The organism is Faecalibacter bovis (genome assembly GCF_017948305.1).
Classification (GTDB): Bacteria; Bacteroidota; Bacteroidia; order Flavobacteriales; family Weeksellaceae; genus Empedobacter; species Empedobacter bovis.
Genome location: NZ_CP072842.1, coordinates 680,449 through 697,084 on the forward strand (window position 1 = coordinate 680,449; position 16,636 = coordinate 697,084).

At 32.3% G+C, this 16,636-nt stretch carries 14 protein-coding genes; 5 read left to right on the forward strand and 9 right to left on the reverse strand.

Translation table 11 applies throughout. The annotated features are described in order from the left end of the window. Window positions 1-5: 5 nt before the first annotated feature. From J9309_RS03325 to J9309_RS13585, 6 genes are all read right to left on the reverse strand, one after another. The gene (locus J9309_RS03325) at window positions 6-3,062 is read right to left on the reverse strand and encodes a SusC/RagA family TonB-linked outer membrane protein (RefSeq protein WP_230477026.1); all 3,057 of its coding nucleotides are present in this window, start codon (window positions 3,060-3,062) and stop codon (window positions 6-8) included. Between the two features lie 164 nt (window positions 3,063-3,226). Continuing rightward, the gene (gene cysS, locus J9309_RS03330) at window positions 3,227-4,702 is read right to left on the reverse strand and encodes a cysteine--tRNA ligase (RefSeq protein WP_230477028.1); all 1,476 of its coding nucleotides are present in this window, start codon (window positions 4,700-4,702) and stop codon (window positions 3,227-3,229) included. A gap of 18 nt (window positions 4,703-4,720) precedes the next feature. Beyond that, window positions 4,721-5,398, reverse strand: a complete 678-nt coding sequence (gene folE / locus J9309_RS03335) for a GTP cyclohydrolase I FolE (protein ID WP_121934753.1) — start codon at window positions 5,396-5,398, stop codon at window positions 4,721-4,723. Between the two features lie 160 nt (window positions 5,399-5,558). Next, window positions 5,559-6,074: a hypothetical protein gene (locus J9309_RS03340; RefSeq protein ID WP_230477030.1), complete on the reverse strand. Its 516-nt coding sequence runs from the start codon at window positions 6,072-6,074 to the stop codon at window positions 5,559-5,561. Further along, window positions 6,064-7,308, reverse strand: coding sequence for an IgGFc-binding protein (locus tag J9309_RS03345; protein ID WP_262897276.1), 1,245 nt, complete (start codon window positions 7,306-7,308; stop codon window positions 6,064-6,066). Before J9309_RS03345 ends, J9309_RS03340 begins: the two co-directional genes overlap by 11 nt. 50 nt (window positions 7,309-7,358) lie before the next feature. After that, window positions 7,359-8,126 carry an IgGFc-binding protein gene (locus tag J9309_RS13585; RefSeq protein ID WP_262897277.1) on the reverse strand — a complete coding sequence of 256 codons (768 nt, stop codon included), beginning with the start codon at window positions 8,124-8,126 and terminating at the stop codon, window positions 7,359-7,361. Window positions 8,127-8,406: 280 nt separating this feature from the next. On the opposite strand from J9309_RS13585, the gene hutH reads away from it, so the two are divergent. From hutH to J9309_RS03360, 3 genes are all read left to right on the forward strand, one after another. After that, window positions 8,407-9,915, forward strand: a complete 1,509-nt coding sequence (gene hutH, locus J9309_RS03350) for a histidine ammonia-lyase (protein WP_230477032.1) — start codon at window positions 8,407-8,409, stop codon at window positions 9,913-9,915. Window positions 9,916-9,930: 15 nt separating this feature from the next. Then, entirely contained in the window at window positions 9,931-10,263 is a 333-nt protein-coding gene (locus J9309_RS03355; protein WP_230477039.1) for a hypothetical protein, read from the forward strand. A gap of 101 nt (window positions 10,264-10,364) precedes the next feature. After that, the gene (locus J9309_RS03360) at window positions 10,365-12,344 is read left to right on the forward strand and encodes a urocanate hydratase (protein WP_230477041.1); all 1,980 of its coding nucleotides are present in this window, start codon (window positions 10,365-10,367) and stop codon (window positions 12,342-12,344) included. Between the two features lie 41 nt (window positions 12,345-12,385). Here the strand turns inward: J9309_RS03360 and J9309_RS03365 are convergent, their stop codons facing one another. Next, entirely contained in the window at window positions 12,386-13,246 is an 861-nt protein-coding gene (locus J9309_RS03365; protein WP_317192144.1) for an acyltransferase family protein, read from the reverse strand. Between J9309_RS03365 and J9309_RS03370 the strand changes: the two genes are divergently transcribed. Beyond that, on the forward strand, window positions 13,170-13,451 hold the full coding sequence (locus tag J9309_RS03370) for a GNAT family N-acetyltransferase (RefSeq protein ID WP_230477043.1): 282 nt from the start codon (window positions 13,170-13,172) through the stop codon (window positions 13,449-13,451). The genes J9309_RS03365 and J9309_RS03370 overlap by 77 nt on opposite strands. Window positions 13,452-13,464: 13 nt before the next feature. On the opposite strand, the gene J9309_RS03375 is transcribed toward J9309_RS03370, so the two are convergent. Next, window positions 13,465-15,033 (reverse strand): GEVED domain-containing protein, encoded by a 1,569-nt coding sequence (locus J9309_RS03375; RefSeq protein ID WP_230477050.1) that lies wholly within the window; start codon window positions 15,031-15,033, stop codon window positions 13,465-13,467. A 96-nt stretch (window positions 15,034-15,129) separates the two neighbouring features. Beyond that, complete coding sequence (locus J9309_RS03380) at window positions 15,130-15,426, reverse strand: hypothetical protein (RefSeq protein WP_230477052.1); 297 nt, start codon at window positions 15,424-15,426, stop codon at window positions 15,130-15,132. Window positions 15,427-15,788: 362 nt separating this feature from the next. Here J9309_RS03380 and ygiD point away from each other — a divergent pair, with 362 nt between their 5' ends. Then, on the forward strand, window positions 15,789-16,568 hold the full coding sequence (gene ygiD / locus J9309_RS03385; RefSeq protein ID WP_230477841.1) for a 4,5-DOPA-extradiol-dioxygenase: 780 nt from the start codon (window positions 15,789-15,791) through the stop codon (window positions 16,566-16,568). Window positions 16,569-16,636 lie beyond the last annotated feature (68 nt).

Sequence of the window (16,636 nt, forward strand, 5' to 3'; positions counted from 1 at the left end):
GACAATTAGAAATCTATTGAAATACCTAATGAAATCGACTTCATAATTGGTGAAGTATAATCATAAAGACCTTTACCAGCCCATCCACCGTAATCGTTTGAATTAGATTCTGGGTCAAAAGTTAAATCCTCATCAAATGTGTATAACCATAAGTTAACTCCTTTTGCATAAATTGTTAAATTATGAATACCTGTTTGTTGTTTAAATTTATCACCGAAAGAATAAGCAATTTTAGCTTCTTTTAAACGGATATGATCACCATCTCTCATCCAACGAGAAGATAATAATTGCGATTGAGAAGTATTACCTGCAATCTGAATTGGGTTTTTAGCATCTCTATTATCTGGAGTCCAAGAATCATATAACGCATCTGTTGTTTGGTTGTAGTTTACAGAAGAACCATCACCTAACACATAATTTTGCCACATGTTATGAACCGCATACTCAAATTGCCCTGTGAAGAATACACTTAAAGAGAAACCTTTGTAAGAGAATTCATTCTTTAAACCAGCAGTATATTTTGGGAAAGGAGAAACACCTTGCCAAACACGCTCTGCTTGTCCTTTATCAGTTGTAGTTGTTGTGTGAGAAGCATCTGTATAATATAATCCAGCTCCAGTCTCACGATCTACACCTGCCCAAGAATAAGTATAGTATTCACCAATTTCGTGACCTACACCTAAAGCTCTAATTCCATTACCAGAACTCACCATAATTTGATTTGGATCTTCAGTTAAAGCCTCTAAAGTATTCTTGTTGTAAGCAAAGTTACCATAAACATTCCATCTGAAATCTTTATTAATTGGACGAGCATTTAAAGTCATCTCAACCCCTTTGTTAGAGATTTTTCCAATATTAGTTAAATATGATCCTGGTGCTCCATTTTGTGGAGCAATTTGTCCTGAGTAAATAGCATCTACAGTTCTTTTGTGGTAAACATCTACTCCTAAAACTAATTTATTATCTAAAATACCTAAATCAGTACCAACATTCCATTGTTTAGATACCTCCCATTTTAAATCTGGATCTCCAGCTGTACCAATTGTTTCGGCAGGTGTACTGTCTCCATACATTGCAATACCTGAAACTGAATGAGATCTATATTGATCACCCCAGTTATCAGCATAAGGAATATTACCAATTTCACCGTAGTTAGCTCTAATAGTGAAAGTAGTTAAGAATTTTGGAGAGAAAGACTCTTTTAAGATATTGTAGTTTGCACCAACTGACCAGAAAACTCCAGATTTATCATTAATTCCTAATGTAGAATTTGAATCTCTTCTTAACTGAGCAGAAAGCGTTATTTTGTTATTGAATGTATAGTTTGCACGAGAAAAATATGATATCTGAGTCCATTTAAAGAAAGTGTCTCCTGTATAATTACGAACAGTTCCATAAGATAAATATGGTCTAGGTTCAGTTAATTCAGTTACATACGCACTATTTCCAGTGTATTTGTGTTCTTGGTATTCAACACCAGCCCAAACTTGTACATCATGCACATCTTTGATTAATTTACGGTAAGAAATAGAGTTTTGCCAGTTCCAGTCAAATACTCCAGTATTTGCTTTGTTTACATAACCACCAATATTCATACCATCACCCATATCTGGTCCCCAGTAGTTTTTCTCTGAAAGACTTTGATACTGTGCTCCAAATAAAGTATATAAATAGAAATCTTTAGCAAATTGCCATTCTCCATGAACAGATCCTAAATACGTTTGAATTGTTCCTTCTAAAAAATCTGTGTTTTGTAAAGCAACTGGGTTGAAATTATCGTTACCAGGCCCTAAACCTAATTGATTGTATGAACCATCTTCGTTGTAAATTGGTCTAGTAGGTGAAATAGCCCAAGATTGTAACCAAGGGTTACGGAAAGCACCACCATCATTTACTGAAGTTCTTTCAACATTCGTGAAATTTAAATTCATTCCAAAATTGAATTTATCTTCAATTTTGTGCTCTAAAGCTGAATTAACACTTAAACGCTCAAAGTTAGAATTTAAAACTAAAGGTTTATTTTCATAGTAAGAACCTCCAACACGGAAAGAAGTATTTTCACTACCTCCAGCTGCAGAGAAATTATATGTTCTTACAGAAGCTGTGTTTCTCATTACAGCACCTTGCCAATCTGTATCAGTTACACCGTCGTAATTAAGGTATGTTCTGAAAGCTTGTTCAGCTGCATCTCTACTCGCATAATTTCCAGTATTGAAGTAAGCTAAACCACCCCATTGGATGTATTGATTAGCATTCATCCAGTTTTGCTCATCAAAAGCAATGTCCTGAATTGCCATATCAGTAGATACATTGAATCTAGTTTTAGATCCGTATTTACCTTTTTTAGTTTTAATTACGATTACACCATTCGCTCCACGAGCACCGTATAATGCAGTTGCAGAAGCATCTTTTAATACCGTAACATCTTCGATCATATTTGGATCGATCGATGCTAATGGATTCCATGATTCCATTAAACCAGCATTATCAGAACCTTTACCTACTACTACACCATCAATAACATATAATGGATTAGTTGTTCCGATGATAGAACCAACCCCACGAATTGTAATAATATTTGTTGAACCTGGATCTCCAGAGTTTGTAGAGAATACTAAACCAGCAACACGACCATTTAATACCTCATCGATAGAAGCTGTTGGTGCTAACTCAAAATCTTCTTTTTTGATAATATCATAAGCTCCAACTTTCTGAGAAGCATCCATTTTAACACCACCTACTAAGTTTACAGTAGATAAACTAATTTCATCCGCTCTAGAAGGTGCTAATTTTATATCTCCAATTTTGTTTGAAGCTACTTTAATTGTACGTTCTTCTCCATTGATATCAATGATTCTTAACGTATCTCCAATATTGGCATCAATAGTGAAAGCTCCATTTGCATCTGTTAATACTGAAGCTCCTGTTCTGTCTAAAACCACTTCAGCTTCTTCTAATGGTAAACCGCTAGAGTCTTTTACAACTCCAGAAACTTGCGCATACGCAAGTCCACCCATTAAGAATAACGATAATACGCCTAAAGACGTAATACTTTTCCTCATTTGTTAATTTTTTAGTGCTAATTATAACAAATATGGAATAAATTAACGAAAACAACAAACGAAAGGTTAAAAAACAGGTATTTAATCTTAAAATTTTAACAAAAAAAATAAAAAAGCGCCTTTTAAAGGCGCTTTTAATTAATTACTAGTGATTTATATTCGTTTCAGAACGTATAAGTTGTTCCGTCTTTCCCATCCTTCAATTGTATACCAAGTTCGGCTAACTGATCACGTATTTGGTCAGATAATGCCCAATTTTTATCCGCACGAGCCTGTAATCTCATATCGATTAACATTTTGATTACACCATCTAATTTTTCGGTATTTGCATTTGCTTCTTCAGCGGCTTGTAATCCTAATACTTCGAAAACAAAACCTTTAATTGTAGTTTCAACAAGTTCTAAATCTGAAGCTGTAATAGTTTCTGATCCATCTTTTATTGAGTTAATCATCTTCACACCGTCAAATAAATGAGCGATTAAAATTGGTGTATTGAAGTCATCATCCATTGCAGCGTATAACTTATTTACCCAATCTTGAATATTAACTGAAGATGTAGCGCTTGTTGTTAATCCATCTAATGTTTTGATTGCTTCCATTAATCGGTTATACCCTTTTTCAGAAGCCAACATGGCATCATTTGAAATATCTAACACGCTACGATAATGCGCTTGTAAGAAACAAAAACGTACAACACTTGGATGGAATGGCTTTTCGAAAAAATCATTTTCACCATTTACTAATTGCATTGGTAAAATATAATTCCCTGTCGATTTACTCATTCGCTGACCATTCATCGTTAGCATATTGGCATGCATCCAATATTTAACTGGTTCGTGACCATTACATCCTTTTGCTTGAGCAATCTCACATTCGTGATGAGGGAATTTAAGATCCATACCACCACCGTGAATATCAAAGAAATCGCCTAAATATTTTGTACTCATTACAGTACACTCTAAATGCCAACCTGGAAACCCTTCACCCCAAGGTGAAGACCAACGCATAATATGAGCTGGTGATGCGTTTTTCCAAAGTGCAAAATCTACTGGATTTTTCTTTTCGCCTTGCCCATCTAAATCTCTCGTATTATTGATTAATTCCTCAATGTTGCGGTTACTTAATTCTCCGTAGTTAAGTCCTTTTTTATTGTATGCTTCAACATCAAAATAAACAGACCCGTTAACTTCATAAGCTAATCCTAAGTTTATTAATTTTTCAGTTAAAGTAATTTGTTCTAGAATATGACCTGTTGCTGTTGGCTCTATCGTTGGAGGTAATAAATTGAATTTTTCTAAAACTTTATGAAAATCAACCGTGTATTTTTGTACGATTTCCATTGGTTCTAACTTCTCCAATTTAGATTGTTTTACAAAACGATCATTTTCTACATTTCCATCATCAGTTAAATGTCCGGCATCAGTAATATTACGAACGTAACGAACTTTGTAACCTAAAAATTTTAGGTAACGGTAAATCATATCAAAAGACATAAATGTACGCACATTTCCTAAGTGAACATTGCTGTACACGGTAGGACCACAAACATACATCCCTACATTATCTAAATTAATAGGTTCGAATGTTTCTTTTTGTCCAGTTAAGGAATTATGTAATTTTAATTGATTTTCTTTTACCATTTTATAGGAATTATTTTCTTAAACGTTGAAAGTAGTTTTCATCCCAATGTAAGCGATGAATTCTTTTCTTAATTGCTCATTATCTTTAAATGCACCTCCGTATTCTGCAGTTACCGTACTTGATTCGATATCTTTAATACCACGAGAATTTACACATAAGTGTTTTGCATCAATAATACATGCAACATCATCAGTACCTAATGCATCTTGCATAGCTTTAACAATTTGCATTGTTAAACGTTCTTGTACTTGTGGTCTTTTTGCATAATATTCTACAATACGGTTCATTTTAGATAAACCGATTACTTTTCCTTTAGAAATGTAACCAACATGAGCTCGTCCAACGATTGGTAAAAAATGGTGTTCGCAAGTTGAATAAACTACGATATCCTTTTCAACCAACATTTCGTTATAGTTATATTTATTTTCGAAAGTTGACATTCCTGGTTTACGTTCAGGTAATAATCCACCAAAAATTTCTTTCACGAACATTTTCGCTACTCGTTTTGGAGTTCCTTTCAAACTATCATCTGTTAAATCTAAACCTAAAGTTTCCATAATATGACGGAAATCCGCTTCAATCATTGCTACTTTTTCTTCTGCTGACAACTCAAATGCATCATCTCTTAAAGGTGTCTCTAAGTTAGCTGACATGTGGTCGTCTCCTATTTCGTCATGAAGATGTTTATCACACATTACTTTAAAATTTTAGCAAATTTACCAATTCGAATTTAATAATTGCAACTTAATTGTATAAACTGAATTAAAAGTATACAATATCACAATTTAAGATAAATAAAAAGCATGATTATTCTGAATCATGCTTTTGATATTATTTATAGTTTTTATTTTAAAATTAGCCTACTATTTCCCATCTAAGCCCATTAAAAATATAAACATGTTTACCTCTTGTATCGTAACAAATCATACCTGGATATGGAGACGGAACATTTTTAGCAGGATCATAGATTTTTGGCAGAACCATCGCTTTATCTGAAGATTCTAGAATAAGTACTCCTTTTGCAGTACTTTCTTCACTACCTATTATTACTCCTTGATCGCCTCCTTGTTCTTTTTCTGCAGCTATTAAGGGTAATGTTCCTTCCTCTTTATTAATTGCTATCCATTGCACACCATCATAATAGTGTGCTTTTTTTGTTATTTTGTCAAAAACCACAGTTCCTACCGTTGCATCTGTTATTAAATGAATATCATTAATATGAGGTAAGACAAGACCATTAGTCGTATTCTCTGCAAAATCTAATAATACACTAGCACCTATTGTATTTTTTCCTATTACTACTTGAGATAAACAAATAGTTGAAAAATTTAGTAAAATAATTAATGTAATTAATAGTCTTTTAATTGTCATAATCATAACATTTTTTTCTTAAACATTTCCACACAGAACCATCAAATAATTTATAACAATTATCATCTGTATCATAAACAATCATTCCCTCTATCGGGCTTATTATAGAAGTTTCTGGATCAGGAATTCTTGTAATTACTAATCCTTTATCGTTTGATTTTAAACTTATAAATGCATTATTTACATTATTAGGCCAAATTTTATCAACATTATCGGTAGTTGAAACCCCTACAATACCTGGATATAATACACCAACATTATTATTTGGTTTTTTTGAGCATGGACATTTTACCGTTTTAATTGTTTCCGTATAATAAGAACAACCGTCGGGCATAGTCAATACCATTCTATATTCTGCAGGTTCTGTATCATCATCTGGAATTTTATATGTACTATTATGTGCATTTTCAATAAGAACATCGTTTCTAAACCATTCTATTGTACCCGTAAAATTCATTGCAATCGGCTTTAATAAAGATGAACCTGTATCTCCAGTACAAACATTATCAAAACGCTTAAAATCGACTTCAACATTCATCGGTGGTGCAATTCCAAAACCTGCAAAATAGTTTCCATATCCTACATCATTATTAACTCCTAAAATTTGTCCTTGAATTGTACCATTAGATTCCACTTTAACATTTCCGTGAGATAAATTATAAACCAACATTGTCCAATCTGGAGCAACTGTATAGGTTCTAGCTGCTATTGGTGATAATTGAGTTCCACTTACATAAACTTTAGTACTATTAATCATAATAGTTCTAGTCAGTAAATACAAACGTGAATTTGAACCATAGTTTGTAGTACCAATGCGTAATGCATTCGGAATATTATCTATTATTGTTTGTCCGTTACATGTCAAAGGCGGTAATAACATAAAATTACTTGTTGTAACTCCTCCTCCATATAACTTTTGAGTTACATACGCATTTTTAGTAGTTTCTATACGCATGAATTTAGTTGAACCATAATTACTACCTGCTACAATTGCATAATCACCTTTATTCAAAACATTAACTTTAGCCGCTCCTGAAGCCCCATTAACAGGAAGAGAAACTAACGATCCATTTATTTTTACTTCTGTTCCATCTTCAGTAGCAACAATGATTACTCTTTCATTTGCATTGGATCCATTTCCTTGCATTGCAACGTATAAATTCCCTATCTGATTTGTTGGAATAATTTGATCAAAAGATATATCTCTGTTCCCCGCTTCAACTCCTTGCTGCATCAATTGAGCGATAGTAACGACAATATTTTTATCAGATTTAATTTCTGAACCTAAATAACCATATCTCTCCTAGCTGATGTATCAACTGGAACCACATAAATGTAAGATTCGCCTTTATTCAAGTTTATTGTATGTGTTGTTCCTAATGTAGTGACTGAAGTATATGTTAAGAATTGTAATCCGTTATCATAACCTGATAGAGTTACAGTTGTATTATCTTCAGTTGCCATTATTGATAACACTTTATTAATAGATGTATTACTTACTGTACTACTACCTGGAGTAACTTCTGTAGGTAATCCTAACCAAAAAAATTGTTTTCCTAATGCTGCTTGTCCTTTAGAAAGCATCGATCCCGCTTGATTTGTAGATCTACCTCTGTAATTAGCATAAAATCTATGTTCTGATTTTAAAACTAAACCAATATTTTCATTTGATTTAATTACACGATTTACATAAGCTCTAGATGGCGTTATAGGTGAGTTTCCTTTTAAAGGTGTATGTGCAGTAGTTCCTGTTGAAGTTAAAAATCTAATTCTAATAGGACTCGTATTTGATAAAGTTACTGTACCGTTGGTAATTACAGTTTCATTTTGGCCTAATGCATTACCAACTGCAATTCTTGGTGACGTAATTTCATCAGGAAAAGTAATTTTAACTGTAATTAAATCTGTTGATGGTGTAGATAAATATAAAAATTCTTGCGTTATACCTCCAGTATTCAATGAAGTCATTGGCTGTAAATAATGTACATTATCTAATTGTGCGTATGATTTATGAGTTAAAATAAATAATAAAATAGTAAAAATGTATTTCATGTTATTTTAAATTAATTAGTTAGATAATTTTCAGGATTCGTTTTGTATATTTTAGAATAAATTTTGTCTTTAAAACTTAAATTGTTTTTCAAATCTTCTTCAAAACCAATTTAACTAGTTATAAACGTTTAAAAATATATAAACAACTGATTTAGTTTTTAATGATTAAAAATTCAAGAAAACACTTATAACTCGCTTATTTTTTAATCATTAAAAATTAATATGATTAATACCTTATTTGCTATTTTGTATATTTGAGTTCTTATATACCAATAAAAAAATGAACACAAAAACTCTAGGAGTAGACTTTATTTCTTTCGAAGATTTCAAGGCAATTCAGTCTGGATATAACCAAATTTCTCTAAATGAAATTAGTAAACAGCAAATCTTAACTTCTCAACAAAACGTTGCAAAAATCGTTGCGTCTGGACAAACGGTTTATGGAATTAATACAGGTTTCGGACCTTTGTGCGATACAAAAATCTCTGAAGAAGAAACACGACAATTACAACACAATTTATTAATTAGTCATGCAGTTGGAGTTGGAAATCCAATCAAAAAAGAAATCTCTAAAACTATGCTTTTAGCAAAAGCTCATGCTTTATCTAAAGGATTTTCTGGCGTGACATTAGAAGTGGTAGAACGCATTTTATTAATGGTGGAAAAAGATATTATTCCTGTTGTACCTGAAAAAGGATCAGTTGGAGCATCTGGAGATTTAGCACCATTATCTCACCTATTTTTACCTTTAATTGGAGAAGGAAAAGTTTGGGAAGGTGAACAAATCATTTCAACAAAAGAAGCATTAGCAAAACACAATTTACAGCCACTACATTTATCAGCAAAAGAAGGTTTAGGATTAATCAACGGAACACAATTTATCTTATCTCATGCCTTACATGGTTTAAAGAAATTCGAGTATTTATTGAATTTAGCTGATGTTGCTGGTGCATTATCATTAGAAGCTTACGAAGGTTCTCCAAGCCCATTCAAAGCTGAATTACACCAAATTCGTGCATTTAAAGGAACGGTTTTAGTCGCAGAACGCATGCGAAAATTATTAGCAGATTCTGGTATCGCATATTCTCATCAAAATTGTGGCCGCGTTCAAGATCCTTATTCTTTACGTTGTATTCCACAAGTTCACGGCGCTTCTCGAAATGCATTTTTTCACTTACAAGAATTAGCTGAAATCGAATTAAATTCTGTTACAGATAATCCGATTGTGATTTCGGAGGAAGAAGCAATTTCTGGAGGAAATTTCCACGGACAACCATTAGCAATGGCATTAGATTATGCAACAGTTGCAGCGTCAGAATTAGGAAACATTTCTGATCGTCGCCAATATTTATTGATCGAAGGAAAATACGGTTTACCTAAATTATTAACAGAAAGTTCTGGATTAAATTCTGGATTTATGATTCCTCAATATACTTCAGCAGCCCTATGTACAGAAAATAAAACATTATGTTTTCCTGCTTCTGCCGATAGTATTCCAACGTCTTTAGGACAGGAAGATCACGTTTCGATGGGAAGTATTTCAGGACGAAAATTTAATCAAGTTTTAGATAACGTTGAACGTATTTTAGCAATCGAGTTAATGTACGCTTGTCAAGGTTTAGAATTTAGAAGACCAAAACAAACAAGTCCCTATTTAGAACAAGTTTTTGCTGCAGTGCGACAAGTTTGTCCAAAATTAGAAGATGATCGTTTGATTGGAGATGATATCAATAATATTATTGACTTGTTACAGACTGAGAAGTTTCAAGAATTAATCATGAAGTTTTAATCTGAATAATTTTAGATGGATTTATTAGAATTAATATTCATGATTTTTGGATCTAACAGTAGTCATTCGAAAGATCAAAAAGCTGAATATTTTATTGCTGTTTCCTCGATTCTTGTATTAATATTAAATATAATATCAATCGATATTTTAAAAGATAATAATAACTCTTTACTTCTAATATTAATTATAGCTTGTAGTTGTATTATGAGTTTTAGTATTTTATATTTTTTAAATAAACTGAAAGATTACAAACCAAAAACTTTTGGAAATTACGTTGCATATTTATTAGGTTTAATATTATTATTTGAAAGTATAAGTGTATTTATAATCCATTATTTTAAACTATAAACAGATTATTTCTATTAAATCATCATTCTGAGTTTATCGAAGATTCATACATAAATAGATTATTCGAAAGCATTAAACTCAAAACTTAAAAACACAAAAAAATGACATTTCAAGAACAAATAAAACAAGGAATTCCATCGGTTTTACCACCGAAAAAAATAGTGAATGAAAACGTAAGTCACGCACCTAAACGCAAAGAAATCTTATCAGCCGACGAGAAAAAATTAGCGTTAAAAAATGCCTTACGTTATTTTGAACCTCAACATCATGCCGAATTAATTCCTGAATTCAAGGAAGAATTGGAGAAATACGGTCGTATATACATGTACCGCTTCAAACCAGATTATGAGATTTACGCACGTCCAATCAAGGATTATCCCGGAAATTCTCAGCAAGCGAAAGCAATCATGTTGATGATTCAGAATAATTTGGATCCTGCGGTCGCTCAACATCCAGATGAATTAATTACTTACGGCGGAAATGGAGCCGTTTTCCAAAACTGGGCACAATATTTATTGACGATGAAATATTTATCGGAAATGACCGATGAACAAACTTTAGTGATGTATTCGGGTCATCCGATGGGTTTATTTCCATCCCACAAAAATGCACCTCGTGTAGTGGTTACAAATGGAATGGTGATTCCGAATTATTCGAAACCGGATGATTGGGAAAAAATGAATGCTTTAGGCGTTTCTCAATACGGACAAATGACAGCCGGAAGTTACATGTACATCGGTCCACAAGGAATTGTACACGGAACAACGATTACAGTTCTGAACGGTTGCCGTAAAATTGATGATCAAGGAACGGCTGGAAAATTATTTGTAACTGCTGGTTTGGGTGGAATGTCAGGTGCTCAACCAAAAGCTGGAAATATTGCGGGAATAGTTTCTGTAACGGCTGAAGTAAATCCTGCAGCCACTTGGAAACGTCACGAACAAGGTTGGGTAGATGAAGTAATTTCGGATTTAGATGAATTGGTAAAACGTGTTCGCGATGCTAAGGAAAATAAAGAAGTAGTTTCGATTGCTTACGATGGAAACGTTGTTGAAGTTTGGGAAAAATTCGATGAAGAAAATTTATACATCGATTTAGGATCCGATCAAACTTCTTTACATAATCCTTGGGCTGGTGGTTATTATCCTGTCGGATTATCTTTTGAAGAATCAAATGAAATGATGGCCAATAATCCAGAATTGTTCAAGGAAAAAGTACAAGAATCCTTACGTCGTCATGCTGAAGCAGTGAATAAACATACCGCAAAAGGAACCTATTTCTTCGATTATGGAAACGCTTTCTTGTTGGAAGCTTCTCGCGCTGGAGCGGATGTAATTGCTGAAAATGGTATCGATTTTAAATATCCTTCGTATGTACAAGACATTATGGGACCAATGTGTTTTGATTATGGATTTGGACCTTTCCGTTGGGTTTGTGCTTCTGGAAAATCAGAAGATTTACAGAAAACGGACGAAATCGCTTGTCAAGTTTTAGAAGAAATTATGCAGCATTCACCTGAAGAAATTCAGCAACAAATGCAAGATAATATTACTTGGATTAAAGGCGCACAACAAAATAAATTAGTCGTAGGCTCACAAGCTCGTATTTTATATGCCGATGCTGAAGGTCGAATCAAAATTGCGAAAGCTTTTAATGATGCGATTGCCAAAGGAATTATTGGACCTGTGGTTCTAGGACGCGATCATCACGATGTTTCTGGAACAGATTCTCCTTTCCGTGAAACATCTAACATTTATGATGGTTCGAAATTCACAGCAGATATGGCGATACATAATGTAATTGGGGATAGTTTTAGAGGAGCTACTTGGGTTTCTATCCACAACGGTGGTGGCGTTGGTTGGGGCGAAGTCATCAACGGTGGATTTGGAATGTTATTAGACGGTTCTACTGAATCTGAAACCAAATTAAAATCAATGCTGCATTGGGATGTGAATAACGGAATCGCTCGTCGTTCGTGGGCAAGAAACGAAGAAGCTATCTTTGCCATCAAACGCGCCATGGAAGAAGAACCTTTATTAAAGGTTACTTTACCGAATATGGTAGATGAAGAATTATTATAATTTATATATAAAAAACCATCTCAAATGAGGTGGTTTTATTTTTAAGTTGTTTTTAATGATTTATATTTTTTTCTTATAAAATGATTCAAAGGTTCTTCTATATAAATAAACATGAAATACGATATAATATTTAATATAATAAAAAGTAGTAGTTTATTATTAGTAATATGTTCATCAATAAAAATAGGGATAAAACCTTTATGTATTAAATAGAATATATAAGAACTTTTCCCTAAAATTACCATTAATTTTAAACTTAAAAATTTTTGAACAAATGTCTTTTCGTAGATAAGTCCAATAATGATCGGAGCAATTCCAAAGGCACAAAAAACAAACATTTCTATAAAATGAATAAACTCATTTTTTAGGTTTAGTGGTCCTATTAAATATTGTCTAAAGATTAAATAAAGAGCTAAGAAAATTATTCCAAAGTAAGTGTAGAATCCCTTTCGTTTTATTTTGTCTTTAAGAACTAAAATCGCAACACTAATTCCTACGAAAAATTCAATAATATAAGTAGATATATTTTTTTGTAAAAAACCATAAATATTTCCTTCTATATTTAATTGATTTTTTATAAAAGTAAATATAAAAAACACTACAAAAGGGATTATAATTAAAAAATACTTTGAACGTTTTATTAAAACAAAATACAACGGTGCAAAAAGATAAAATATTTCTTCTAATGTTAAAGTCCAACCTTGACCAACTCCAGAAAGAAAAAAATCATCAAATAATGCCTTTGTCATAGTAAAAGAAACTAATGCTTCAATTGTATTATACGTCGTCCAAACCTCTAAAGAATTATAAAGTACGATAAATACTATGGAATTTGTAAAAACTGACGATGGAAAAAGAGGTTCTGTACAAGCAATGGACGGAACAATAGAAGCTGGAGCAATGAATTATACTTGGGCTGGATCAGATAAAATTATTATCGATCATACACATGTTGATGAAGCTTATGGTGGACAAGGTGTTGGAAAACAAATCTTAGAAAACATCATTGACTGGGTAAGAAAGGATAATATCAAAGTAATGCCTTTGTGTCCTTTTGCTAAAGCACAATTTGACAAAAACGCTGATTTCAGAGATGTATTAATGTAAAAATAAAATATATTTATTTTTTAATAACTTTTTTAGTAATTACACCATCAACTGTTGTTATTTGTACAATGTAAACTCCACTTGTTAAACCTGAAAAATTAACTTCAGTATTAGATTGATTTACTTTGTAATCACCAACTTGTTGTCCTAATGTATTAATTACTTTGATTGATTTTATTTCTTTATCCGATTCAATTTTTAAAATATCTTTAATTGGATTTGGATAAAGTTTTATTGAAGAATTTGTAAGATCCGTAACTCCTAACGGTGCAGTAATATTTACTACATAATTCTCACTTTGTCCATAAGCATAAACAAAAGAACAAGCATCCTCAGGAACTATTCTGTAAACTTTAACTACACGCATTCTAGTTTCACCTAATAATGCATCAGCTGGAATTGTGATTGTATTTGAAGCCGTTTTTCCATCAACTCCAGTTGAATTTGAGATTGAACCTATATAAAAACCTTCAGTATCTGAATTAAAGATTCCATCTTGATTAAAGTCAAAATAAACAGCAAATTCGCTACCATTCTCAGGTCCATTTGTATTTCCTGCAACTGAAATTTCGTATGTTCCGTTTTGTGCAATATCAGTGGACATGTTTAAGAAATACTCAATCTCTGGAGAATTTAAATCAGCCGAAGTTGTATTATTTATTGTTCCGTATGTTACATTAGTAATTGGTTCAACTTGTACAGAAAATCTTGGAGAACAGTAAGCGTCTTTTACATTTACTTTAAAAGTTCCGGTAGCCAAAATATTTCCTTCAGCATCTACCGAATTATATTTTACAGTTGTGATTCCTAATGGAAATTCAGCACCAGATTCGTACCCTTCTACTAATTGTAATGTAGCTCCTTCACAATTTGTAGTTACATCGTAAGTAATAACAGCAGAATTTTGACCAATTTCTGTTTGAATTTCAATATCAGCTGGGACTTCAACAATACATCCTAAGTCATTAAAGTAACCATTTAAATTAATAATCCAACCTGGAGCTATACTTGCATTTCCACTTTCGTTACCTCCAATAAAATTACCATTTTGAGAAACACTGTTTGCTCCACCTAATCGACCACCTGGAATATCAATAGTAATACCTTGTTCTATCAATATTTCTTTTAATAAACGTGGCTGCTCACCAAAAGACTCGTGGTAAATAATCGCATCACGATCCATTACATTATTTTGTGCATATCCTACTGTAATCCCATTTGAAGAATAAACAAAAGCACCTGTTCTATATCCTGCTGGTAAATTGAATATTTTATATTCATTTGTATTTAGATTGTATATGTATGGTTTTAATGTAATATCTCCTACTACAATCCCATCATCTGTAATGTGCCAAATGTGGTTATTAACAGGTACAGCAATATCTGTTAAAATTTTTTGTAATGGCTGACCTGCTTGATAAATTGATAACTCACGAAAAGTTCCATTCGTATAAGCATCTACCCAACCAACAGTTTTCCCTGCATTATCTACACTATATCCAGCACCATAAGTATATCCTTGCGGCAATAGATTAGTTAAAGTTTGTGTTTGAATATCGTAAACAAATGGTTTTGCTTGCATTTGTCCAGAAATATATCTTCCATTTTCACTGATTTTATAAACAGTTGTAACATCACTTGTTTGAAAACCTTCAAAAACTGGTACTGTAACCCATTCTTACGTATTTGCTAATTTATATACTGGATGAGTAAAACCATTTATTATTTTAGTTCCAATAATATCACCTGCTTGATTAATGAACCCAAATGTGCTAATGTCTTCTGGTTTTGGAACCATAACATTTGTAGCGTAGTCATAATTGAAAGTTGCTAATAATGCATTTCCATTATTCTGAATTCCTTTCACAGCTGTTCCAGGGATTCCAAAAGCTCTAAATTCAATTTGTTGCTCTTGTCCAAAAAGAGCAGAAACCAATAAAGAAGATAATAGAGTAAGTTTTAATTTATTAATCATATGTGTACTAATTATGTGTTCCAAATAAATAAATAAATAAAAACTTAATTTTTGAAAATGTATTATTTCAAATTTCACGAATCTATAAAGTGATAAATAATTAATTAAAATTTAATCATAAATACAGATTATTTAAAACTCAAATAACTTTTAATCAATTATTTAATTTATAAAATAGTATAAATCTATATTTCATCCATTTTTAATTATCATTTGTCAATGGTTTAGATTTTTAGGTTTAATATCTTTGAATTCATAATCAAAAAATAAATAAATTGATAGCAATTGATTCTTTAGTTGGAAATGCTAAAAGCCTTCAGGATTTAGCAAAATTTACAGACACATTAGGTGAAAGTGATGAAATGCCTGTACTATTTTTAGGACATGGAAGTCCAATGATTGCGATTGAAGAAAATCAATTTGTTAAAGGATTTCGAGATATCGTTGAAAAAATCCCTACACCAAAAGCTATTTTATGTATTTCAGCCCATTGGGAAACAAGAGGATCTTTTGTAACTGCAATGACAACTCCTCCAACCATTCACGATTTTGGAGGTTTTCCACAAGCCTTATTTGATGTACAATATCCTGCAGCCGGAAATCCTGCATTGGCACAAGAAATTAAAAATTTAGTTCAATCGACTGAAGTAGGATTGGATGTTGAATGGGGATTGGATCACGGAGCTTGGACGGTGATTAAACATATGTATCCTGAGGCGAATATTCCGATTGTGGAATTTAGTTTGGATTACAGAAGAACGCCAGAACAGCATTATCAATTGGCGCAAGAGTTAAAAGCTTTGCGTAAAAAGGGTGTCTTAATTATTGGTAGTGGAAATATTGTCCACAATTTACGCGCTGTTGCTTGGAATCGTATCAATGATGTATTCGGATTCGATTGGGCAATTGAAGCTAACGAAACCATTAAAAAAGCAATTTTAGAACGTAACCATAAACCTTTAATGAATCCTTTTGATCAAGGGCAAGCTTTTCAATTAGCAATACCAACACCCGAACATTATTTACCTTTATTGTACGCATTAGCTTTAGAAGGAAAAGATGACGAAATATCATTCTTCAACGACGAACCAGTTGCTGGTTCATTATCGATGACATCGGTCTATATCGGACAAAACATATGATTCTTTTAATCCATTAATTGGTGTTAACGAAAAATTACTTAGTTAGATTAATTTTAAACGATAATTAT